Annotated in this window: 23 protein-coding genes and 1 pseudogene; 10 read left to right on the top strand and 14 right to left on the bottom strand. The window is 42.6% G+C overall.

Going from position 1 to position 22,020, the window contains the following annotated elements:
• The first annotated feature begins 61 nt into the window (after positions 1-61).
• Positions 62-700: an NAD(P)-dependent oxidoreductase gene (locus KXD93_RS05745; RefSeq protein ID WP_258135950.1), complete on the top strand. Its 639-nt coding sequence runs from the start codon at positions 62-64 to the stop codon at positions 698-700.
• 75 nt (positions 701-775) lie between these two features.
• Here KXD93_RS05745 and KXD93_RS05740 read toward each other — a convergent pair whose 3' ends face one another.
• The 8 genes from KXD93_RS05740 to KXD93_RS05705 form a co-directional block, all read right to left on the bottom strand.
• On the bottom strand, positions 776-1,564 hold the full coding sequence (locus tag KXD93_RS05740; RefSeq protein ID WP_258135949.1) for a PhzF family phenazine biosynthesis protein: 789 nt from the start codon (positions 1,562-1,564) through the stop codon (positions 776-778).
• A 137-nt stretch (positions 1,565-1,701) separates the two neighbouring features.
• Positions 1,702-3,078 carry an early set domain-containing protein gene (locus tag KXD93_RS05735; protein WP_258135948.1) on the bottom strand — a complete coding sequence of 459 codons (1,377 nt, stop codon included), beginning with the start codon at positions 3,076-3,078 and terminating at the stop codon, positions 1,702-1,704.
• Positions 3,079-3,130: 52 nt separating this feature from the next.
• Entirely contained in the window at positions 3,131-4,114 is a 984-nt protein-coding gene (locus KXD93_RS05730; RefSeq protein WP_258135947.1) for an aspartyl protease family protein, read from the bottom strand.
• Positions 4,115-4,225: 111 nt separating this feature from the next.
• A complete protein-coding gene (locus tag KXD93_RS05725; RefSeq protein ID WP_073404581.1) occupies positions 4,226-5,086 on the bottom strand; it encodes a sigma-70 family RNA polymerase sigma factor in 861 nt (286 codons plus the stop codon).
• Between the two features lie 155 nt (positions 5,087-5,241).
• Positions 5,242-6,081 (bottom strand): MBL fold metallo-hydrolase, encoded by an 840-nt coding sequence (locus KXD93_RS05720; protein ID WP_258135946.1) that lies wholly within the window; start codon positions 6,079-6,081, stop codon positions 5,242-5,244.
• Positions 6,082-6,302: 221 nt separating this feature from the next.
• A complete protein-coding gene (locus KXD93_RS05715) occupies positions 6,303-6,605 on the bottom strand; it encodes a hypothetical protein (protein ID WP_258135945.1) in 303 nt (100 codons plus the stop codon).
• 5 nt (positions 6,606-6,610) lie between these two features.
• Positions 6,611-7,261, bottom strand: coding sequence for an ABC transporter ATP-binding protein (locus KXD93_RS05710; protein ID WP_258135944.1), 651 nt, complete (start codon positions 7,259-7,261; stop codon positions 6,611-6,613).
• Between the two features lie 37 nt (positions 7,262-7,298).
• Positions 7,299-7,670: a hypothetical protein gene (locus KXD93_RS05705; protein WP_258135943.1), complete on the bottom strand. Its 372-nt coding sequence runs from the start codon at positions 7,668-7,670 to the stop codon at positions 7,299-7,301.
• A 416-nt stretch (positions 7,671-8,086) separates the two neighbouring features.
• Between KXD93_RS05705 and sucC the strand changes: the two are divergent.
• From sucC to KXD93_RS05675, 6 genes and pseudogenes are all read left to right on the top strand, one after another.
• Positions 8,087-9,283, top strand: a pseudogene (gene sucC, locus KXD93_RS05700) (ADP-forming succinate--CoA ligase subunit beta); the annotation flags it as partial.
• A 91-nt stretch (positions 9,284-9,374) separates the two neighbouring features.
• Positions 9,375-9,578, top strand: a complete 204-nt coding sequence (locus KXD93_RS05695) for a fructose-6-phosphate aldolase (RefSeq protein ID WP_258135942.1) — start codon at positions 9,375-9,377, stop codon at positions 9,576-9,578.
• A 116-nt stretch (positions 9,579-9,694) separates the two neighbouring features.
• A complete protein-coding gene (locus tag KXD93_RS05690) occupies positions 9,695-10,378 on the top strand; it encodes a cell division ATP-binding protein FtsE (protein ID WP_258135941.1) in 684 nt (227 codons plus the stop codon).
• 204 nt (positions 10,379-10,582) lie between these two features.
• Positions 10,583-11,155, top strand: a complete 573-nt coding sequence (locus tag KXD93_RS05685) for a nucleotide exchange factor GrpE (protein WP_258135940.1) — start codon at positions 10,583-10,585, stop codon at positions 11,153-11,155.
• Between the two features lie 172 nt (positions 11,156-11,327).
• On the top strand, positions 11,328-12,494 hold the full coding sequence (gene dnaJ / locus KXD93_RS05680; RefSeq protein WP_258135939.1) for a molecular chaperone DnaJ: 1,167 nt from the start codon (positions 11,328-11,330) through the stop codon (positions 12,492-12,494).
• 91 nt (positions 12,495-12,585) lie between these two features.
• Positions 12,586-13,743: an exo-alpha-sialidase gene (locus tag KXD93_RS05675; protein WP_258135938.1), complete on the top strand. Its 1,158-nt coding sequence runs from the start codon at positions 12,586-12,588 to the stop codon at positions 13,741-13,743.
• Between the two features lie 3 nt (positions 13,744-13,746).
• On the opposite strand, the gene KXD93_RS05670 is transcribed toward KXD93_RS05675, so the two are convergent.
• A complete protein-coding gene (locus KXD93_RS05670; protein ID WP_258135937.1) occupies positions 13,747-14,052 on the bottom strand; it encodes a PilN family protein in 306 nt (101 codons plus the stop codon).
• Between the two features lie 107 nt (positions 14,053-14,159).
• Here KXD93_RS05670 and KXD93_RS05665 point away from each other — a divergent pair, with 107 nt between their 5' ends.
• The 3 genes from KXD93_RS05665 (at position 14,160) to KXD93_RS05655 (ending at position 17,589) form a co-directional block, all read left to right on the top strand.
• Positions 14,160-15,068 carry an ABC transporter ATP-binding protein gene (locus KXD93_RS05665; protein ID WP_258135936.1) on the top strand — a complete coding sequence of 303 codons (909 nt, stop codon included), beginning with the start codon at positions 14,160-14,162 and terminating at the stop codon, positions 15,066-15,068.
• Positions 15,069-15,071: 3 nt separating this feature from the next.
• Complete coding sequence (locus KXD93_RS05660; protein WP_258135935.1) at positions 15,072-16,319, top strand: ABC transporter permease; 1,248 nt, start codon at positions 15,072-15,074, stop codon at positions 16,317-16,319.
• 343 nt (positions 16,320-16,662) lie between these two features.
• Positions 16,663-17,589, top strand: a complete 927-nt coding sequence (locus tag KXD93_RS05655; RefSeq protein ID WP_258135933.1) for a Ppx/GppA phosphatase family protein — start codon at positions 16,663-16,665, stop codon at positions 17,587-17,589.
• Between the two features lie 257 nt (positions 17,590-17,846).
• Here KXD93_RS05655 and KXD93_RS05650 read toward each other — a convergent pair whose 3' ends face one another.
• The 5 genes from KXD93_RS05650 to KXD93_RS05630 all read right to left on the bottom strand — a co-directional run bounded on the left by KXD93_RS05650 (position 17,847) and on the right by KXD93_RS05630 (position 21,977).
• The gene (locus KXD93_RS05650; protein WP_258135932.1) at positions 17,847-18,143 is read right to left on the bottom strand and encodes a hypothetical protein; all 297 of its coding nucleotides are present in this window, start codon (positions 18,141-18,143) and stop codon (positions 17,847-17,849) included.
• Positions 18,143-19,540, bottom strand: a complete 1,398-nt coding sequence (locus KXD93_RS05645) for a radical SAM protein (RefSeq protein WP_258135931.1) — start codon at positions 19,538-19,540, stop codon at positions 18,143-18,145. The genes KXD93_RS05650 and KXD93_RS05645 overlap by 1 nt, the downstream gene beginning before the upstream one ends.
• Positions 19,533-20,282 (bottom strand): prolipoprotein diacylglyceryl transferase, encoded by a 750-nt coding sequence (locus tag KXD93_RS05640; protein ID WP_258135929.1) that lies wholly within the window; start codon positions 20,280-20,282, stop codon positions 19,533-19,535. The genes KXD93_RS05645 and KXD93_RS05640 overlap by 8 nt, the downstream gene beginning before the upstream one ends.
• A 145-nt stretch (positions 20,283-20,427) precedes the next feature.
• On the bottom strand, positions 20,428-21,231 hold the full coding sequence (locus tag KXD93_RS05635; protein WP_258135928.1) for a carboxypeptidase-like regulatory domain-containing protein: 804 nt from the start codon (positions 21,229-21,231) through the stop codon (positions 20,428-20,430).
• The gene (locus KXD93_RS05630; protein WP_258135927.1) at positions 21,228-21,977 is read right to left on the bottom strand and encodes a carboxypeptidase-like regulatory domain-containing protein; all 750 of its coding nucleotides are present in this window, start codon (positions 21,975-21,977) and stop codon (positions 21,228-21,230) included. The genes KXD93_RS05635 and KXD93_RS05630 overlap by 4 nt, the downstream gene beginning before the upstream one ends.
• Between the last annotated feature and the right edge of the window lie 43 nt (positions 21,978-22,020).

The following is a 22,020-nucleotide window of genomic DNA, read 5'->3' as shown; positions in this document are numbered from 1 at the left end:
CAATCTCATCCTAACAAAACATTTTCAACGTTTTTAACATTTATACCCTATACAACTTACCATGAAAATAGCAATATTTGGAGCTACCGGCAACATTGGCAGCCGTATAGTTACAGAGGCCCTGAACCGCGAGCATGATGTTACGGCCATAGTACGCCACCCGGAGGATTATAAGCTTGAAGCACCTCATTTGCGGGTAGCCAAAGGCGATCTGTTCAACACCCAGGATGTAGAAGCAGCCGTGTTTAACCATGACGCAGTTGTGAGCGCTTATAATTTCACAAAAGGCGCCGCACCGTCCACTATTGTGGAGGTTACTGTTCCGCTTCTAAATGGATTAAAGCAGGCAGGTGTTAAACGCCTGATAGTTGTTGGCGGTGCCGGCAGCCTTGAGGTCGCGCCCGGAAAGCAGTTGGTTGATCAGCCCGACTTTCCCGCCGAATTTAAAGCTGCTGCATTGGCACACCGCGATGCGTTAAAAGAATATCAAAAGGAAAAAGAGCTGGAATGGACCTATATCAGCCCGGCGGCATATATTGAACCCGGCGAACGTACAGGAAACTTCAGAACCGGGAAAGACCAGCTCATCACGGATGAAACCGGGAAAAGCCATATTTCAATGGAGGATTTTGCCGTGGCTATTATTGATGAAATAATGAACCCGCAGCATATAAGAGAGCGGTTTACTGTGGGATATTGAGCCGAAAGCTAAAAGTCCAAAGCTGAAAGCTTAAGTTTTTTTTGGCTTTTTGCTTTTAGCTTTCTGCTTTAACCTTTAAACGAATATCTCTCCCTTTAAATAGGTAACCGCTTCGCCGCTCATAAGTACCCTGTCGCCTTTTTGCTCGCACCATAGTTCACCTTCGCGGGATGACAGTTGGTACGCGTGCAAGTTGGTTTTACCAAGCTTCTCTGCCCAGTAAGGGATCAGGTTGCAATGTGCTGAGCCAGTAACCGGATCTTCAGGGATACCCGCACCGGGTGCAAAAAAGCGGGACACAAAGTCGGCATGATCGCCGGGAGCCGTAACTATAACTCCTACCGTATCCATTTTTGACAGCGCGAAGAAATCAGGCGAAATATCGCGAATATCGCTTTCCGATTCGTATACAAGGAAATAATCTCTTGATCTTAAAACTTCTAAAGGTTGCTTTTCGCCCAGGGCCTCCACTAATCCAACCGGCGGATCGATATGGATCGGCGGCCGGGACGGGAAATCCATGGTATATTTATCGCCATCTCTTTTTACCGTAAGCGTGCCCGCCTTTACCGTATCAAAGTGGATCTCATCCTCTTTGTATCCTAATTGGGTAAATAAAATATGTGCCGATGCCAACGTGGCATGCCCGCACAAATCAATTTCATATTCCGGTGTAAACCACCTCAGTTTGTAGCCAGCATCGTTTTTTACAAAAAAAGCGGTTTCGGCAAGGTTGTTTTCAATGGCGATCTTTTGCATCACCTCATCTGGCAGCCAGGTATCAAGCGGACAAATAGCCGCGGGATTTCCGCCGAAAAGTTTATTGGTAAAGGCATCAGCCTGGTATATAGGTATTGTGGTCATATTTGTTAATCGGTAAAAGGCAAAAGGTTAAAGGTAAAAGGTTTTTTTGTTTAGGCAAATACCAGGCGCGAAAGGTTAGCATTTTTGTATTCAATTTTTCCACCTTTCGCCTTTGTCCTTTTAGCTTTTACCTTTCCTCATTCAATCCAAAGCACTGAATTTTGCGAATCATGGTCATTTTGCTCCCAAAGTTTATTGCCAGGGTCTATCATCCATTCACCATCAACCCTGAATTTATATAAGTATTTACCGGGCTTCAGGTAAAAGTCAATCGTCCACGAATCTCCCTTACGTTCCATTATGTATCCGTTTTCTTCCCAGTTATTAAAGCTGCCGTTAAGCGTAACCTTTTTTGCATTTGCATGCCCCTTTAGCTTAAAGGTATGATTTGGCCGTACTGCCAAAAACGAATTAATTTTACCATCCTCCGCAGCGTAATGTGGGTTGGCAGGATCGGTGATCCAGTCGCCGTCTACAACAAACCTGTACTGGTAATTACCGGGAATGATGGTTGTGGTGATCGTCCACCCGTCGCTTGTTTTATCCATACTGAACTCGTCGGGACGCCAGTAATTAAAATTGCCTGCAACAAATACATTCCTGGCATTTTTATGGCCCGATAGTTTAAAAGTGATAGCCTCGCCCAAATTTAAAACTGAATTCAAACGCCCGTCATCATCCTTTAATTTCTTTGGATTAGCAGGGTCGGCAACCCATTTTTCGTCAACAAGAAAATGATAAATGTGCTTGCCATCACCTAAAAACAGGTGTTTCTCCCAACCATTGCTCTTTTTATCCATCAGCAGTTCATTTGCATTCCACTTGTTAAAATCGCCGGCAAGCACTACTTTTTTAGCCGACGGATAACCAGCCAGTTTAATGGTGTAGTTGTATTTAAAGAAAAGCGAATTGGTATTGCCTGCGCCATCATCAATCAATTGCAGGTTGTTAGGGTCGGTTATCCAGCGGCTATCCACAATGTATTTATACTCATAAGCGCCGGGTTCCAGCTTAACATCAATTATCCAGCCGCCATCGCCCTTTTTCATTGCGCCCTTTAGTGTGCTCCAATGGTTGAAGTTGCCCGATAAAAACACCCGCCTTGCTCTTGTATATCCGGGCAATATAAACCGCGTTAAGCCCGACGGCAGCGCAAAAACTGTAGCGTGGGCGTATTTATTGACCCCATACTTTACATCCACAGGGTAACCCGGTTCGCCTGCAAATTCGGGTAAATGGGTGGTTATTTCAAATGGCGCGTCTTGCGGGTTTTCGTTTAAGCCTGATAATGACCGGTCAAAACGAATAATCTTATTTTCGTGGGTAGCAAGGTCCCAGCCGTCTTCCTTTATAGAATTGTAATTGCCTTTCAAAAGTTTTTGCGCATTTGACTTACTCACCCCTGCAATTTTAAAAATGCTGTCCAGTTCCTTATCAGATGTTTTAAGATCTATCTGCAACACCAGGTGATCACGGGCAATAAATAGGTTATTTTGGGCAACAGCAATTTTCATACTGCTTATAAGCAATACAAAAACAACCAAAATATATTTGCCCCGCATCATCCTATTTATTGTTATAAATGTACATTTCAAATTCCTTTTTAACGAAGTTGATGGTAAATATCCCCCTGACGAAAAAATCATAGCCTAAAATGCCATCAATATTGCTGCCATACGCTTTCCCCATCTTTTCAAGGTCGGTTATTAAAGTTCGATTTTTTTCAAATGTATGATCGCCCACCGTTAACCCGTCGAATCGGGCATATAATACTTCCAAACCCTTGCCACCTATACCGTTTATTTTCGACCGGTTGATGATCTGCAAATCTTTCACTATTTTTTTAAAGCGATCATAATCCAACAGGTTTGTTTCAGCTGCGGTATCAAACCCAAACCAATAAGTATTGTTATTTACTGTCCCCTTCAGGAATATCACACTGTTAATATATTTAAAGGGACTAAACATCAACCTGTCGTGAAAAATCTTTTCCCCTTCCGGAACATTGCCGCTCTTGTCCACTTTTTGAATATAAAGCACATTATTGAAAAGATCGACAGTAATGGAAAAATTTTCGAACAAACGGGTTCCAAGTAAGCCGAGGATCTTTATGTTTCTGCCGTTTTCTATCGAAGACAGGTCCGTAACGTCTGCTGTAAGGCGGCTGTATTGCAGATCGAGGATTTTAAAGTTGTGTACATAGGTAGTAAATGCACCCTTCGATTCGCCGTTTATGCCGCCTGCTTCCTGGTCGGCTATTTCGGGCATGTACCTGAAATACGTTGCATTTAAAACGAGATAAGGAGCGCCGGTATCCAGCACGAAATTTCCTTCCAGCGAATCGACCTGCGCTTCAACAATTATCAGGTTGCCTGCCCGTTTTATAGGAACAACCAATGTTTTAAAGTCCGCATAGGGTGCAGGGTCGGGGTCGCGTTTAACAGTGGCATTTTTAAAACTTATGTTACCAATCATTACCCTGTCATTCCCGGCAGCAACACTGTGCCGGAAAAGAATAATAAGGGTCAATAAAAGATAAACTTTTCGCATTATAACTAAAAGACCACTTTCGAAGGCAGTTAGTTACAGGAGATCAAAAAAATAAGGTTTGATGAATTAAATCACCAAACCTTATGCTTTAATATTGATAAACCGGGAAGATTATCCCAGGTATGATTTCAGGATCTTGCTCCTTGAAGTATGACGCAGGCGTTGTAATGCCTTATCCTTTATCTGGCGAACGCGTTCGCGGGTAAGGTTGAATTTCTCACCTATTTCCTCTAATGATAACGGATGATTGGTGCCTAAGCCAAAAAACAACACGATAATTTCGCGCTCCCGCTCGGTAAGTGTTGAAAGTGACCGTTTTATTTCTTCTGATAATGATTCGTTAATCAATATCGAGTCGGTATTTGGCTCCTGGTTTTCCAGTACATCAAGCAGTGTATTTTCTTCACCCTGCACAAATGGCGCATCCATAGAAACATGGCGGCCCGAGTTGCTCAGTGTGTCGGAGATCTTATCTACTGTAGTTTCCAGCATGTCAGCCAGTTCCTCAGGAGATGGCTCACGCTCAAATTCCTGCTCCAGCTTTGAAAATGCTTTACTGATCTTGCTTAATGAACCTACCTGGTTCAACGGTAAGCGCACGATACGAGATTGCTCGGCAATAGCCTGCAATATCGACTGACGGATCCACCAAACGGCGTATGATATAAATTTAAAACCCTTGGTTTCGTCAAAACGCTTTGCAGCCTTTATCAAACCAAGATTACCTTCATTAATTAAATCGCCAAGGGTAAGTCCCTGGTTTTGATATTGTTTAGCAACAGAAACCACAAAGCGAAGGTTGGTTTTTGTTAAGCGTTCTAATGCAGCCTGGTCACCCTCCCTTATCTTCTGAGCTAGTATTACTTCTTCTTCGGCTGTTATAAGGTCAACTTTACCAATTTCGTGCAGATATTTGTCAAGTGATTGCGACTCACGGTTGGTAATGGATTGGGTTATTTTGAGTTGTCTCATCTATTTTATTAACCTCGATTGTTGTTTAGAAATGAACGTGCAAAGGTAGAAAATTGTTATATGAAATTTTCAGATATTTTGAATAAAAAATTAATTAATTTTTGTATGTTTTAAGACAATAATTGCACGGTTTTTGTGGTATCTAGCTTCAAATATCATATATTATCAAGGTTAAAAGTTTCATTTAGCCTGATCCCCTTTTCAGTTTGCTGCAGTGTACAACACTCATTTATGGGATCGTGTTCGAGGTACAATATATAATTTTTTTCAACCGCTTCATTTAAAAAAAGTTTTTTTTCATTTAACGTTTTCAACGGGAACATATCATAGGCCATTACATACGGTAAAGGGATATGCCCGGTTGATGGCAACAGGTCGGCCATGTACAAAATTTGCTTCCCTTTATAGTTGATGAGCGGCAGCATCATGGCATCGGTATGGCCATAAACAAAACGAATGTTGACGTTTTCGGTAAACTTGACACCATCCTCCGCCGGTATGAATTTTAATTGCCCGCTTTCCTGGATCGGCAGAATATTGTCTTTCAAAAAGGAAGCCTTTTCACGTTCATTAGGATTTACCGCCCAGTCCCAATGCTGTGGATTGCTCCAATAGGTTGCATTTTTAAAGGCGGGCAATAGCTTTTCGTTTTCCCGTACAACTGCTCCTCCCACATGATCAAAGTGGAGGTGGGTTAAAAACACATCGGTAATATCACTGCGGTGAAAGCCTAAAGCTGCCAACGATTTATCAAGCGTGGCATCCCCGTGCAAATAATAATGACTAAAAAACTTTTCATCCTGCTTGTTACCTATCCCGGTGTCTACCAAAATCAGCTTCCCCTCGTCCTCTATCAGCAGGCACCGCATGGCCCAGGTGCAAAGGTTGTTTTCGTCGGCAGGGTTAGTTTTTTGCCAGATGGTTTTCGGCACCACGCCGAACATGGCGCCGCCATCTAATTTAAAAAAGCCGGTATTTATTGTGTGTAAGTTCATTTTTAGTTCATGGTTGATGGTTCATAGTTCATGGCAAAACCAACCCGTCATCGCGAGGAACGAAGCAACCTCTACTAAGGACAATCAACGAACCTTAGTTTCGGTGGGATCTTTTAACCGCTGCTTGTTTCCCACAATATTATTGTTCCCTGATCTGCATAGTTTAGAGGTTGCTTCGTTCCTCGCAATGACGCGCTTTTATTTATGACGTTTTTTTTTGTTTATATTGTATCGACTAAAAAAATTCCGTATTCATTAAACAACTGTTTCGATTCTTGCAAAAGCTTGTTTTCTTCATCACGTAAGGCATAAATTTTATTGACCTCCTTATCTAAGGATAAAGTTAACATTTCATGTGTATAGGATGGTGAAGCCGGGTTTGGCAGTTTAACCATGTCAGCGTTTTTTAGCATAAAGGCAGGCAGTTCCAAGTAATCGCCCAGGATGACATCATCATCAGCGCTTAGTTGGTTCTTAAGCTTATATGCTCCGGCTGAAGTTGCCGCTGTGATCAAGATCTTCATTATTATTAAGCTATTAACCCGTCCTTCATAAACACGGTGCGGTCAGAAATATCTGCCAACTCCTGATTATGGGTTACTATCACGAAGGTTTGGTTAAATTCATCGCGCAGCCTGATAAACAACTGGTGCAGTTCCTGTGAATTGGCAGAATCAAGGTTCCCAGACGGTTCATCTGCAAAAATTATAGATGGGCTATTGATCAACGCTCTTGCCACCGCAACCCTTTGCTGCTCGCCACCCGAAAGCTGGCCCGGCTTGTGGTTCATCCTATCGCCCAAACCCAATAGTTTTAATAATTCTGTTGCTCTTTTCTCCGCATCCTTACGGGCTGTGCCGGCTATAAACGCCGGAATGCACACATTTTCAATAGCGTCGAACTCAACAAGCAGGTGATGAAACTGGAAGATAAAGCCTATCCGCTGGTTACGAAAAGCGCTTAGCGCCTTATTATTTAACCCGCTCACTTCTGTATTATCAATAAAGATCTGGCCAGTGTCGGGCCTGTCCAGCGTACCCAATATGTTCAGCAACGTGCTTTTACCTGCGCCTGATGCGCCTACAATAGTTACAATTTCGCCCTTGTTAACTTCAAAGTCGACGCCTTTTAAAATTTGCAGCTGTCCGTATGATTTATGGATGTTTTTAGCTTTGAGCATGGGGTAAAGTTAGTGATTAGTGATTAGAGATTGGAGATTAGGTGAAAAATGTGGATGGGATGGTGAGAAATGGCGCTGGTAGAGTTGACTCACCCGACATTGCTTCGCTCGTCGACCTCTCTTCGCTGCGCGTAAAGAGGTGAGAAAAATATCTTACAATTACTTTTTCTTTTCCCTTTTTGCGCAGCAGAGCGGGTGGTCCAGCGAAGCGTCGACCGGGTGAGTCAATTCCGCAAGCGGAATTAACGCAATGCATTAACGCCGTGTAACGCGGGTTTAATTCTCCCGATATTGGCGAAAATGCTAAAAAATCGTCCCAAATTCCGTATATTTGTATAACACCAAAACTTGATAATTCACCTACCACTTCATCATCCAATATTTCTGTCTTTTTGGGCCAGCTAAACATGAATTTTGAATTATATTTTGTATATTTACATGTATATCAACGCATTACAAAATAAACCGTTCCCTTTTTATCAGGGGTAAAATTGACCTTTGCCATGGTAATCCATTTTTTTATCAGGACCAAAACACCATTTTACCTTGGTAATCATTTTTTTTACCAGGGGCAAAACAACGTTTACCTTCGTAATTCATTTTTTTATCAGGAGCAAACGTACATTATCCCTCGTAATTGATTTTTTTATCAGGGGTAAAGTAACATTTTACTATGGTAATTTCAGCTTTTTGGATGGGTTGACGGGTTAACAGCTTTGTAAAGCAGCAATTCGGCCAGTTAATTTTAAAAATTGACACTCCAACTAAGCTCTGGTCTCTAATCTCTAAAAACTAAATAGTAGCTTTACCGCAAATTCTTCACAAAACATGAATATTCACGAATATCAAGGTAAGGCCATATTAAAAAGCTTTGGCGTTAGGGTTCAGGAAGGCATAGTTGCCGACAGCGTTGAACAGGCTGTTGAAGCTGCCAAAAAAATGAAAGAAGATTACGGCTCTGATTGGGTTGTAATAAAAGCACAGATCCATGCAGGCGGTCGCGGTAAAGGCGGCGGCGTTAAATTAGCTAAGAACTTAGACGAGGTAAAGGAACGCGCAACCAATATTTTAGGTATGCAGCTTATTACCCCGCAAACCGGCCCCGAAGGTAAACTGGTAAGCAAAGTATTGGTGGCACAGGATGTTTACTATCCCGGCGAAACTGAAACAAAGGAATTTTACATCAGCGTTTTGCTTGATCGCGCAAAGGGCCGCAACATCATCATGTACTCAACCGAAGGCGGTATGGACATCGAGGAAGTTGCACATTCAACCCCTGAGCGCATCCACAAAGAAGAAATTGATCCTAAAGTTGGTCTGCAGGGTTTCCAGGCGCGTAAAATCGCCTTTAACCTTGGCCTGTCAGGCGATGCCTTTAAGGATATGGTGAAATTTATCACCTCATTATATAAAGCATACGATGCTACCGATTCATCTCAGTTTGAGATCAACCCGGTTTTAAAAACATCTGACAACAAAATATTAGCCGTTGACGCCAAGGTAAACCTTGACGACAATGCATTGTTCCGTCACCCGGATTTTGCAGCTATGCGCGATGTTGCTGAAGAAGACCCGATGGAAGTTGAAGCCAGTAAATCGAACCTTAACTTTGTAAAGCTTGACGGTAACGTTGGCTGTATGGTTAACGGCGCAGGTTTGGCCATGGCTACCATGGACATCATCAAGATTGCCGGCGGCGAGCCTGCTAACTTCCTGGACGTTGGCGGAACGGCCAATGCTGAGACCGTAAAAGCGGCTTTCAACATTATCCTGAAGGACCCGAACGTAAAGGCTATCCTCATCAACATCTTTGGTGGGATCGTTCGTTGTGACCGTGTGGCACAGGGTGTTATTGATGCTTACCATGAAATCGGCAATATCCCGGTTCCAATTATCGTTCGCTTGCAGGGCACAAATGCCGTTGAAGCTAAAAAATTGATTGACGAATCAGGCTTAAAAGTATTCTCAGCCATATTGCTGAAAGAAGCAGCTGAAAGAGTTAAGGAAGTACTAGCGTTATAAGAGTTCATAGTTGATGGTTCATAGTTCATAGCCGAAGAAACGGTCGTGAGCGAAGCTACCATGAACTATGAACCATCAACCATGAACTAAAATGTATATAATTAAAGTTAAAGGCGTTGCCAAAATACCTGATTACGTACAGTTGAGGGATGATAAGTTTACGTTGCTTGCCTATTTTCGGGTCGACAGGCCTGATAAGTCATTGGATAAGGTGGGCTTGCAGGACAAGACAGAATACATAATGAATATTATTAAGGATCTGCCTTTCGGGCAGATCCTTAAATTAGAGATTTGAGTTAGTTGATTGGTTCAATGGTTCATTAGTTCATTGGTGGTTAGCGGAGAAACCGCTTGATAAACCAAAGGACAAGACCAATGAACCAGTGAACAAATGAACTAATTAACCAAGATATGATCGGAAATTCAATTATAAAGCTAAACAACGTTGATATTTTTCAGCAGGCGCACCTGGTGTTGTCGAACGTTAATTTGCATATTGATAAGGGTGATTTTGTTTGGCTGATCGGTCAAACCGGGTCAGGTAAAAGTAGCTTGCTGAAGGTTATTTACGGCGATCTGAACATCAACACCGGCGCAGGCCATGCATGCGGTTACGACCTGAATAACCTTAAACAAAATGACGTTCCGTTTCTGCGTCGTAAGCTTGGTATAGTTTTCCAGGATTTCCAGTTACTTACAGATCGTTCTGTTGAACAAAACCTGCAATTTGTGATGCGGGCAACCGGTTGGACAGATAAAAAATTGATTGAGGACCGTTCTCTTGATGTTCTGGAAAAAGTTGGTTTGCGTTCAAAACTTAAAAAAATGCCGCATGAGCTTTCAGGCGGCGAACAGCAAAGGGTAGTAATAGCCCGGGCCTTACTTAATGATCCTGAGATTATCCTGGCCGATGAGCCAACCGGGAACCTTGACCCCGATACTTCTGAAGAAATTGTATTACTGCTAAAGCAAATCAGTCAGTCGGGAACTGCGGTATTGATAGCCACGCACGATTATCATATCATCCGCACTTTCCCGTCGCGTATTATTAAATGCGAGAATGGTAAGGTTTTGGAAGATGTGAAGATTGCTTGATTTCGGATGTTCAATTTCGGATTTGTTTATTTGAAAAAACCGGATCAACGCGTTCATTTCCCAATGAACTAATGAACCAGTGAACTAATGAGCAATCTGCCAACTGCGCACTGCCAACTGCAAACAATTCCGCTTTATTTAAAAAACACTGCCACGATGTCGCCTTTATACCAATGGCAAGATACTTGATTGGCACTATTAGCTATGAATTTTAACGACATGTTGAAGAAAAAAAAGAAGGAAGATTCAGATAACACTGAAGATATAAACACTACTGTGAACGAATTTGAACAGGAAACAGATGAGCAGGCTGCTGAAAATGCACCGTCGCCTGTTGATACATTAAAGGAGGAACTTTCCCTCGCTAATGACAAATATCTGCGCTTGTATGCCGAATTTGATAATTTCAGAAGGCGTACAATAAAAGAACGTGAAGATGCCAGAAAAATGGAAGGCAAAGACCTAATCGTTTCTTTATTACCGGTACTTGACGATTTTGAACGTGCATTAAGGGCTATGGAAACTGCCACTGATGTTGCACCCGTTAAGGAAGGTGTTACGCTGATACAAAACAAGTTAAAAGGAGCGCTTAACAAAACCGGCTTAAAGGAAATGGAATCCATAGGTACCCCATTTGATCCTGAACTGCAGGAAGCCATCACCAACATCCCGGCCCCTACTGAAGACCTTAAAGGCAAAGTAGTTGACGAAATGGAAAAAGGTTATTTCCTTAACGATAAGGTAGTGCGTTTTGCTAAAGTAATAGTAGGCGCGTAAAGTAATCAGTGAATTACTGAGTTAGTGAATTAGTGATTGATTTTATCGCTTGTTTATTCAGTCATTCACTAATTCATTAATTAAATAAACGTATTGAAATAGAATTATTGAATCGAAATTTGAGTTTAATTCACTCAATCGCCAATTCACTAATTCAATAATTATTCCCCCCATGTCAAAAAGAGATTACTACGATATATTGGGCGTAGCCAAAGGTGCCGATGCTGATGAGATAAAAAAGGCTTATCGTAAAATGGCAATTAAGTATCACCCGGATAAAAACGAAGGTGATAAAGCTGCTGAAGATAAGTTTAAGGAAGCTGCGGAGGCGTACGAGGTTTTAAGTAATCCCGAAAAGCGCCAGCGATATGATCAGTTTGGTCATGCAGCTAACGCACATTCTGCCAATGGCGGCGGCTACGGTGGTGGCGGCATGAATATGGACGATATATTCAGCCAGTTTGGCGATATATTTGGCGGCGGCAGTCCGTTTGAAGGTTTCTTCGGCGGTGGTGGCGGCAGGCAGAGCAGCGGTGGCAGAAGGGTGCAGCGAGGCAGCAACCTGCGCATTAAAGTACGCCTAACACTTGAAGAAATAGCCAATGGCGCTGAAAAGAAGATAAAGGTTAACAAACAGATCCCCTGCAAAACCTGCGATGGTACCGGGGCTAAGGATAAAGCATCGTTCCAAACCTGTAAAACCTGCGGCGGCCAGGGAGCTGTGCGCCGGGTAACCAATACCATATTGGGCCAGATGCAAACTACCAGTACCTGCCCTACCTGTAACGGCGAAGGCACAACCATACTGTCAAAATGTACTGTTTGTCATGGTGACGGAGTTGTACGCGGCGAAGAAACTATCACTATCAATATTCCTGCCGGCGTAAGCGAAGGCATGCAATTGAGCATGAGCGGCAAAGGTAATTCTGCCCCTCGTGGCGGTGTACCGGGAGACTTGATCATCCTGATAGAGGAAATCCCACACGAAACCCTGAAACGCGATGGCAACAATGTGATATACGATCTGCACGTAAACTTTGTAGATGCCACCATCGGCACCAGCGTTGAAGTACCAACTATCGACGGCAAAGTTAAGATCAAGATCGACCCGGGAACACAGGGCGGCAAGATCCTGCGCTTAAAAAGCAAGGGCGTGCCGGAAGTGAACTCCTACCGCCGCGGCGACCAATTGGTTCATATCAACATTTGGACACCAAAAGCATTAAGCCGCGAAGAACGTGAGCTATTAGAGAAACTACAAAACTCACCCAACTTTAAACCTAATCCGGGTAAAAACGAGAAAAGCTTTTTCGAACGGATGAAGGAATATTTTGAGTAAGTTTTAAGTCCGGAAGATAAAAAGGGAGCCCAAAGTTTTAGGATTTTGGGCTTTTTTACGCGCTATCAGTTATATTGCGGTACAAAATGCCATGAATATAAAATTTACCCTTTGCATCGTTTTGTTTTTTATTGCTGGCGATGTTTTCGGCCAAACGCCCGCGGTTACCAACAATTATCAAACAGAAGCCGGTGTGCCGCACCTAAAAATTGAGCGGTCGATGATCTATACGCCGGGCAAGGACTGGCTGTATAATCACCATTCGTCTATCATTCATTTTAAGGACAAGTTTATAGCCATTTGGTCTGACGGATTGGTTGACGAAGACTCGCCGGGGCAAAGGGTAGTTTATGCAACTTCGGCAGATTTTTTTCATTGGTCTGCTCCTACGCCGCTTGCGTCACCAACAAAAACAAATGATACCTTAACCGTACTTACCGCAGCCGGCTTATATCAATATAAAGGAACGCTGGTGGCTTATTATGGTGAATACACACATAACCGCCAAAACACGCACCTTTGGGCAAAAACAAGTACGGATGGCAAGCACTGGAGCAATCCCATTGATATGCACGTTCCTCTGATCCCTAACCATGGCCCTGAAGCAACCAAAAGCGGAAGATTAATCATAAGCGGTAACTTCCTATTCCCTTATACCGATGATCCGTATGGTATTAAAGGCTGGAAACTAAGCAGCCCTTACCCCGACTCGCTTTATAAACAGGATAATTCCGCAGCATTTTATGCCCCGGCAGCAAAACTGGGCTTGCCGCCACTGTGCGAGGGCTCGTTTTTCCAGACTGATGATGATGTGTTGCATATGTTATTGCGGGTTACCGGGAAAGGCTGGAGGGGGCGATTATGGTTAACAGAAAGTAAAAACAACGGCAAATCATGGTCCAGGCCGGTTGAAACCAATTTTTCGGACAACGACAGTAAGTTTCATTTTGGACGCCTGCCCGACAAACGTTTTTATTACGTTGGCATACCAGATACCCTGCATCATTACGACCGTAATCCGCTGGTACTTTCCCTATCGTCTGATGGAAGACAGTTCAACAGAAACTATATTATAGCCGACGAACTTTACCATCTTAAAAAAGAAGGCCTATGGAAGGGCGGCCAATACGGTTATCCGCATACTATTGTTTATAAGGGCTACATGTACGTAATAATTTCCCGGCAGAAGGAGTCGATCGAGGTATTAAGATTAGGCCTGGATGAACTTAAAAAAAAGGTAAACCATTGAATTTTATTGCCTCGCCTCCACCTTAGCGATCTCTGCCTCTCGCCGTTTTATATTAGCTTCTATCTTGTCTATCTTTTTGCTGAGCGACTCGATCTTCGCTATCCTGTTTCGGGTTGATTGGCTCATGCGGGAGTGCGTTACAGGCTTTTTGCCGATCCTTTTATTGGAGGCGCTTACGGTTTTAACCGAATCCTTAATGACAGTAGTATCAGCACTATTAGAAGTTACATTGTGCCCGTTAACACCATGAGCAAATACACTTGTGGTACAGCAAAAGACACAAATTACAACTAACGTTCTGATTATCATACTTTCAATAATTAAATTTACAATAAAATCGGGCATTTGGTTTTATCGCTGTAACATTTTTAATATTTGCGTATCTTAAAACCAAAATCACCTATAATCACCTTTATATGTTAAGCATCCGCAACATTGTTAAGCAATACGCCGGTCACCGGGCGTTGAGCGATGTAAGCCTGGAGGTTAAAAGCGGGCAGGTATTCGGCTTGTTAGGACCGAATGGCGCCGGCAAAACCTCACTTATCCGCATCATCAACCAGATTACTGCGCCAGACAGCGGCGAGGTTTATTTCAACGGCGAAAAGCTCAACCAATCCCATATCGACCGCATCGGTTACCTGCCAGAAGAGCGCGGCCTTTATAAAAAAATGGAGATCGGCGAACAGATGATCTATTTGGCGCGGTTGAAGGGATTAAGCAGAGCAGAAGCCACACGCCGCTTAAAGATCTGGTTCGATAAGCTGGGTATGGAAACCTGGTGGAAGATGAAGATCGAGGAGCTTTCGAAAGGGATGCAGCAAAAGGCACAATTTGTAGCAACGGTATTGCATGAACCCGATCTGATCATATTGGATGAACCATTCAGCGGCTTCGACCCTGTTAATGCCGAAATTATAAAGGACGAAATCCTGGAGCTTAATAAAAAAGGTGCTACTATTTTATTTTCAACCCACAGGATGGAATCGGTTGAGGAATTGTGTGATTCTATCGCGCTGATCAATAAATCACAAAAGATCTTGGATGGTACAGTTAAAGGGATCCGTAACTCCTATCGCAACGCAACTTACTTAATAGAATATAATGGTGAGCAATTAAGCTTTAACGGTTCGCAACCATTCGAGGTAATTGAAGAAAAGGCCGGGGACGACATGGAACATACCATCAAAATAAAGCTTGCAGAGGGTAATACCTCTAACGATGTGCTGCAATACCTCATCCCAAAAACGAGGGTAAATATGCTGCAGGAAGTGATCCCGAGCATGAACGAAATTTTTATTGAACAAGTAAACCTAATCCGCTAAGCCATGAACAAAGTATTACTCATCATACAGCGAGAATATATCACCCGCGTAAGGAAAAAATCATTTATCATTATGATCTTCGTGCTGCCTTGTTTGATATTGGGTATGGGTGCAGCAATTACTTTTATCGCAAAGGACAGTGATAAATTAAGCGATCAACAAGTGGTTAAGGTTATTGACGAAAGCGGCTTGTTTGCAGGAAAATTTAAAAATCAGCCTAACCTGAAATTTGAAACTTCGACAAAGTCATTCAACGAGGTAAAAGCCGAAGCGATGAAAGACGAAAACCTTTCGGCCCTGCAGATCCCAGTCGATTACACCAAACCAGATGCGATAAAAATATCGTCAAAAAAGAAACCGGGCATCACTATAATTGAAAAAGTTGAACGGGAGATGAACGATATCGCGGTAAGTAACGGCATGATCAAAAATCATATCGATACTGCTTTATTGCATTCGATAAAAAGCAATATTTCACTCAGCCCTATGGAAATCACTGAAACCGGCGATAACAAAACCGATCTCGGCGCAAATATCGGTGTAGGTATTGCCTGCGCGATCTTGATCTATCTGGCGTTATTTATTTATGGGGCACAGGTTATGCGCGGCGTGATCGAAGAGAAAACCAGCCGGATCATAGAAGTGATCATATCATCTGTCAAACCTTTCCAGCTAATGCTTGGCAAGATCATTGGCGTTGGTTTGGTGGGATTGACACAGTTTAGCGCATGGATCATTCTATCTGTAGTATCGACCAAAATATTAGGTCATTCGTTTGCCTCTTCACCCGGAATAATGGGCGCTTTGGCAACCTTGCAGACTATTCATTTTGGAAAGGTATTGGCATGCTTCATTTTTTACTTTATTGCAGGCTACCTGCTTTATAGCGCGTTGTTTGCAGCAGTAGGTTCGGCGGTAGACAGCGAAACCGAGACACAGCAATTCATGATGCCGATTACACTTCCATTGTTATTTACCTATATCTTATCAGTTTCCATATTGTTCAGGGCGCCGGACAGTTCATTGGCCGTTTGGTTGTCTATTATTCCGTTTACATCGCCGGTAGCAATGGTGCTCAGAATGCCTTTTGGCGTGCCCGACTGGCAATTATATCTATCAATGGCATTACTGATCCTGGGCTTTTTGTTCACTACGTATGTCGCCGCCCGCATTTATCGCGTAGGTATTTTGATGTACGGCAAAAAGGCGAGCTTTAAGGAGTTGGCAAAATGGTTCTTTTATAAAGAGTAACCAACCTGTAAGCGCTTGCGATTTATTTCAAGGGCTTATACCCATAAATTAATGACAAGCTTTTGACTACCCCATCGGGGTCAAATATTGGTAGAAGGAAATATAAAATATTTTTTGTGCCGTAGGTACATAACACCGCCGCAAAGGAATCGCCATAAAATAGTCCAAAAGGTTTCGCACCTACGGAGCGCAAATTATTCGTTTATTTTTTCTACCTATATTTTGCTCCTAACGGAGCATTGTAAAAAGAAAGTAAAGCACAGTGATGCTACGCAAGTAAATAACTATTGGTAAATATTTAAAAAATTAAACTTTTACCGGGATTTTTCATTTATTAGTGGATATGAACAACCCTGTAGCAGTAATGGATCTTGGCACCAACACCTTTCACCTGCTGATAGCAGCGCAGAATGGCGATGGATATACCGAAATAGTTCACGAACAGGACCCGGTAAAGCTTGGCGAGGGCGGCATCAACAAGGGCTATATCCAACCTGCAGCGTTTGAAAGGGGAATAAAAAGCCTGCAGCAATACCACCAGCTTATCCTGGATAATAATGTGCAACAGGTTAGGGCGATAGCAACATCTGCCCTGCGCAGTGCGACCAATGGACAGGAGTTTATTGAAAAGGTTAAAGCGGAGACCGGGATAGCCATTGAAATTATTGATGGCAATGCGGAAGCAGCTTACATTTATAAAGGCGTCCGTGCCGGCGGTGGCCTATCTTCGCAAAACAGTTTGATAGTAGATATTGGCGGCGGTAGTGTTGAATTTATTGTTTGTGATGATCAGCAGGTAAAGTGGAAGCAAAGCTTCGAAATTGGTGCAGCGCGGTTGATGGATAATTTCCACAGGCACGATCCTATCCCTCCCGAATCAATCACCGCCCTGAATTTTTATTTACAGGATTGCTTGACCGACTTGTTTACCGCCACGGCAAACTACACCATTGAAAATATAATTGGCTCCTCCGGCGTATTTGAAAGCTACGCGGCGATCATTGAAACTGATAAGGGAAACCAATTCGACCTAAAAAAAACCAGACATTACGAGTTTAATAAAACCGAACTGTTAAAACTCATAGAACGCATTATCCTGTCATCTCATCAGCAACGGTTGGGGAACAGCAACATTATTCCTGTAAGGGTAGATATGATTGTGACAGCCTCCATATTAACCCGGTTTATTATTGACAGGCTTGGGATTGAAAAGGTGGCTATGTCCACTAACTCATTAAAGGAGGGAGTATTGGTTGAGATGCAGGGCTAGCTAAAAACAATCCAGCAACTTGAAAATCCTATTAACAAAATCACCAAAGCGCTCAATAAAAATTCCTTGCGGTAAACAATAATTGCTAGCAATAAACAAGTGATAAAGTGAATCCCAATTGCAATGGCTTCAAGTAAAATAGTGAGTGAATCTGTCGAGCTTGTTTTAAAGTACACTGTATAGGCGACAAGGATAGCCAGGTTTATTGCTACAACAATTATTTTTGTATTTGGAGAGTTTTCAGGCATTCAAATTTTCTATAAAGTTAAAAGATAGGCACAGGAAGAAACGCCTATTATCAAAACTATTAAAGCGCTTAGCACCCAAAACCAGTTTCTGGCGGCTATCGCAACAATAATGCATACCGAAACATGTATCACTAAAATTATTCCTTCGAAAAAAAGACCGGCCTCACCCATTAGCTTAAAAATGAGCGTATAAACAACGAACGCAAGTATATTATACCCAACAATCGTAATATCATTAGCAGGCTTTTTGCCTGGCTCTCCACCCTTTGCAAACGGGTTATCTCGGTTTAAATTGTCATTTTCCATTATACGGGTATTTCGTTTCTCAGCTGGTTCAGGTATTCAATTTTGTCATCCCGGTAAAAAATATTCATAGTTTCAAACGGGATGATTTGCATGTCCTTATTTACAATATGTACGCATGATTTTTTTATCGCCCGCACATCAAAATTCTGCGCATCAATAAACTGCATAATTATCACCCTGAATAAATTATCATAGCTCAGGTTAGGCGCATCAATTTCGGGCAGACAGCACATAATTGATTTCAGATGTTCCCCGGCCTTATCAACAGAATTCCCGGTACTGAACATATTAAGCAAGTGCATTTTCAATTTTTCATCCTGTTCATAAACAATGGTATTTTTTGAATTATCAAGCAGATCGTCTGGGTTAATCATCCGGGTTAAGGGAAAAACCTGGCCGCCCAACTTTAACGCGTAACCCATAACCAAAGCATCGGGGTTACACGGAACCGGGATCAGGTCGTTCTTATTGAAAATATCAGTCTGCTCCAATATGGCCGATCGCACTTCTGTTAAGGTGTAGCGATCAGTAGCCGGGTTGAAATTCTCCAATCGCCCAGCCTGCTGCGTTGGTTGAAACGTAACGCCCCGCACACATGGCTGCTGAAGCGCGTATTCAATTATTTTACCGATCTCATGTGTATTCAAACCCTTCTGCAAAGTGACCACCAGCGTAGTCGACAGGTTGTATTTATTAAGATTTTCTATCGCTTTGCGCCTTACCTCTCTTAAATCCTCGCCGCGAAGCTGTTCAAGCGCCTCCTTTTCAAAGGAATCAAATTGCAAGTAGATCTCAAAGTCGGGCATATAAGTTGCCAGTCGTTGTACAAATGCTTCATCTTTGGCAATCCTTATCCCATTGGTATTCAGCATCAGATGCTTGATGGGCTTTGTTTTGGCAATATCCAAAATCTCAAAAAACTGGGGATGTACTGTTGGCTCTCCTCCGCTGATCTGCACGACATCTGGCTGACCCTCATTCTCAACAATCACATCCAGCATTTGCTCAATTTCTACCAATGTACGGTGCCTGCCATACGTGGGCGACGACATGGCATAGCACGTTGGGCAGCTTAAATTACACCGGTCCGTAACTTCTAAAACGGTAAGGCATGAATGCTGCTCATGATCCTGGCACAGGCCACAATCATAAGGACAACCAAAGTGAGTTTTTGAATTAAACTTTAGTGGCATTTCGCTGCGCTTGGCATAATTGCGGCAGTTTTTGTAATACTCAATATCCGTAGCAATTAAAACCTTTTCGAAGCCATGCTGCCTGCAGTTTTTCAGCATATAAACCTTATCGTCCTCAAAAACAATCTTTGCATCCACCCGCCGCAAGCAGGTTGAACAAATACTTAAGGTAAAATCGTAGTATATATAAGGGCGTTCAGGCATGTTGGGTTATTAATTTTGTGGGATAGAGAAATACTTTATAATAATACAAAATCCCGGCAATACAAACTAATTGAATTACCGATAAGCCAAAACTAAAAAAGTAATCAGGCTTTATAAATTCAACCATAAAACGAAAAAGGAGGTACGACGAAAGAAAAATCTTAAATTTCGAGCCATCAGTAAACTGGTGTTTTTTCTCAACAACCTTCAAACTAACCCATAACAATAACCAAAATACGATCTCGTATAAGTTTGTGGGATGCCTGCGAACACCATCGCCAAAATCAATCGCCCATGGCAGGTTAGATGCAATGCCATAAGTACCATCTTCAAGCCCGGCGAGAAAACAACCGGTGCGGCCAATTATCATGGCCAGTATAAGCGGGTAAACCATCATATCGCCGGACGATACGGTTACGCCGATCAATTTTTTTGTTAGTTCAACTCCTATTAGTCCACCGAGCATTCCGCCGACGATGGTTTTGTTACCCATCAAATACATTAAATTAAAATGGGGCAGCAACAAGGGATTCTCAAATACACCTATTAAATGCGATCCAATTAACGCCCCCAATGCAGCGCCAATAAATATGAGTAAGCGATTTTCAGAACTAATGGCATCATGGCTGTGCCTTCTTAAATAAGCATAATACCGGTATCCTACGAAATATGCCAGCGTTTCACAAATGAAATGGACAGGGATGTAAGATTTGCCTAAAGGGATGTTTACAGGAAAATGCACCGCGATTTTTTTTGAAAGATACGGACCTTTTGGTAGAGATGAAATTACCGTTATTATCAAAAACCCTGGGTTGATGAAATTGGCATGTTGGCAAGCTCGCTAAAGGAGGAGGTATTGATGGAAATGATAGGGATATCTTAAAAAATTAATAAAATATATTATGGATTGGCGTCCTGATATATTTGTAATACATGCGCCACAACCAGCAGTGTTTTTTTGTTATCACCACAGATATGGCGCCCACCAATTCGGTACGGCGCTGGGCATAGTACCCCGGCACTACCACTACGCCGTTCATTGACAGGACTTGCGGCGTCAATTTCACTTCGTGAACACCATTTTGTATACTATCTATATCTATGGTTTCCGTTTCAAAACCGACAAAGCTTACAGTGAGTAGTTTGGCTGCAATTGGGGCATGAAACTTAAACCTGCCGTTCGTGTCGGATGGGAGAACTATATTAGTCCCCACAACCTTCACGGTTGCTCCACGCAACGGCATACAGGCATCGTCAACAATCCGGCCTGTGATTATCCTTTCAGAGCCTTTGTGAGCAACACCCTTTCCTATATTCACACTGGCAGGGTAACTCTCCGGTATGCTTTGTTCAGACTTTGGTGTACCGGGGGCGGTTTGCCCGTGTACTTTATAAAATACCGTTGATCCTAATAAAACCGTGGTTATTACCCACTTTTTCCAGCCGGTTTTGGGTTTTGCATCCTGCCCGTTCAATTGTAAATTAACCCGGCTCAGCTGTGGTCCGCTAAGCCTGCCGCAAACATTATTGTGGGAAACGAGGTATGAAATTAATTGAGCATCCGTCATTGCTGCAAAATCGACAACAGTTTTACAACATTGCTCACAATGGCGGCCATTGTCGGCAGTTGTCATTTGCGCCCACTGCTGATTACATCGCTCAGGAATCGTAATCTTTCTTATCCTGATCATGCTTCGCGAATAAATATTCCCCGAACTGAATTCGGTACATACCGGACATACAGCCGCTTGAGTAAAGTTGATCTGGTAACCCCTAATCCTCCAAGCATTATCGTATTTTCCTTCAATTTCACTTTTAAAACCTCACCAGCTTTTTTCAACTCTACAACCGTACTTTCAAAGCCTAAAAAACTAATGGTGAGCCTCTTAGTTGATAATGGCACCCGTAACCGGAAATTTCCGTCAACATTGGTTTGTGCGGCTGCGTTTCCATGATCTGTTTTTATTGTTGCACCAATGATAGGTTTGTTATTATTGTCAGTTACCCTTCCGGTGATGATTTGATATCTGGCTGAATCGGGGAAAGCTACTTTACCTACTAAACGAAAGCTTCCCCCTTGCGTATTACTGTTAGCGGTTTGTTCAATAGCATGGGTTGCGCTTTGTGCATTTGCACGGCTATAAGCAGTACTGGCAAATAACGCGGCTGCCATCATCCACTTAACCCAGCCGCCTTTATTTTGAGGTTGCCGGCTAACCAACTGCATATTGATACTGTTTACCTGCTGCTCTCCAATCCTGCCGCAAACATGCCTATTAGTTGAAAGATGGCTAATAATTTCATTATTGCTCATTTTTGTAAAATCGACAACCGTTTTACAGCATTGCTCACAGTGGCGGCCATTATCTGCTGGTGTCATTTGCTGCCATTGCTGATGGCAAGGCTCAGGAATGTGGATGTTTGTTATTGACGTCATAATAATGATTTTTATTAATGATGCACCACAACACGTTTTTCCA

Origin of the sequence: Mucilaginibacter phenanthrenivorans (genome assembly GCF_024721155.1) — a bacterium.
Lineage (GTDB): Bacteria > Bacteroidota > Bacteroidia > Sphingobacteriales > Sphingobacteriaceae > Mucilaginibacter > Mucilaginibacter phenanthrenivorans.
This window is presented reverse-complemented; position numbering and strand designations above follow the sequence as displayed.

Excerpts from the sequence above, each read along its gene's own strand:
- KXD93_RS05715 (WP_258135945.1), bottom strand. The coding sequence starts at position 6,605 with ATGAAGATCTTGATCACAGCGGCAACTTCAGCCGGAGCATATAAGCTT.
- KXD93_RS05630 (WP_258135927.1), bottom strand. The coding sequence starts at position 21,977 with ATGACGTCAATAACAAACATCCACATTCCTGAGCCTTGCCATCAGCAA.
- KXD93_RS05730 (WP_258135947.1), bottom strand. The coding sequence starts at position 4,114 with ATGCGAAAAGTTTATCTTTTATTGACCCTTATTATTCTTTTCCGGCAC.
- KXD93_RS05695 (WP_258135942.1), top strand. The coding sequence starts at position 9,375 with ATGTATATAATTAAAGTTAAAGGCGTTGCCAAAATACCTGATTACGTA.
- KXD93_RS05655 (WP_258135933.1), top strand. The coding sequence starts at position 16,663 with ATGAACAACCCTGTAGCAGTAATGGATCTTGGCACCAACACCTTTCAC.
- KXD93_RS05650 (WP_258135932.1), bottom strand. The coding sequence starts at position 18,143 with ATGGAAAATGACAATTTAAACCGAGATAACCCGTTTGCAAAGGGTGGA.
- KXD93_RS05705 (WP_258135943.1), bottom strand. The coding sequence starts at position 7,670 with ATGTTTAGCTGGCCCAAAAAGACAGAAATATTGGATGATGAAGTGGTA.
- KXD93_RS05670 (WP_258135937.1), bottom strand. The coding sequence starts at position 14,052 with ATGATAATCAGAACGTTAGTTGTAATTTGTGTCTTTTGCTGTACCACA.
- KXD93_RS05740 (WP_258135949.1), bottom strand. The coding sequence starts at position 1,564 with ATGACCACAATACCTATATACCAGGCTGATGCCTTTACCAATAAACTT.
- KXD93_RS05720 (WP_258135946.1), bottom strand. The coding sequence starts at position 6,081 with ATGAACTTACACACAATAAATACCGGCTTTTTTAAATTAGATGGCGGC.
- KXD93_RS05735 (WP_258135948.1), bottom strand. The coding sequence starts at position 3,078 with ATGAAAATTGCTGTTGCCCAAAATAACCTATTTATTGCCCGTGATCAC.
- KXD93_RS05725 (WP_073404581.1), bottom strand. The coding sequence starts at position 5,086 with ATGAGACAACTCAAAATAACCCAATCCATTACCAACCGTGAGTCGCAA.
- KXD93_RS05665 (WP_258135936.1), top strand. The coding sequence starts at position 14,160 with ATGTTAAGCATCCGCAACATTGTTAAGCAATACGCCGGTCACCGGGCG.
- dnaJ (WP_258135939.1), top strand. The coding sequence starts at position 11,328 with ATGTCAAAAAGAGATTACTACGATATATTGGGCGTAGCCAAAGGTGCC.
- KXD93_RS05675 (WP_258135938.1), top strand. The coding sequence starts at position 12,586 with ATGAATATAAAATTTACCCTTTGCATCGTTTTGTTTTTTATTGCTGGC.
- KXD93_RS05635 (WP_258135928.1), bottom strand. The coding sequence starts at position 21,231 with ATGATCAGGATAAGAAAGATTACGATTCCTGAGCGATGTAATCAGCAG.
- KXD93_RS05710 (WP_258135944.1), bottom strand. The coding sequence starts at position 7,261 with ATGCTCAAAGCTAAAAACATCCATAAATCATACGGACAGCTGCAAATT.
- KXD93_RS05645 (WP_258135931.1), bottom strand. The coding sequence starts at position 19,540 with ATGCCTGAACGCCCTTATATATACTACGATTTTACCTTAAGTATTTGT.
- KXD93_RS05690 (WP_258135941.1), top strand. The coding sequence starts at position 9,695 with ATGATCGGAAATTCAATTATAAAGCTAAACAACGTTGATATTTTTCAG.
- KXD93_RS05745 (WP_258135950.1), top strand. The coding sequence starts at position 62 with ATGAAAATAGCAATATTTGGAGCTACCGGCAACATTGGCAGCCGTATA.
- KXD93_RS05660 (WP_258135935.1), top strand. The coding sequence starts at position 15,072 with ATGAACAAAGTATTACTCATCATACAGCGAGAATATATCACCCGCGTA.
- KXD93_RS05685 (WP_258135940.1), top strand. The coding sequence starts at position 10,583 with ATGAATTTTAACGACATGTTGAAGAAAAAAAAGAAGGAAGATTCAGAT.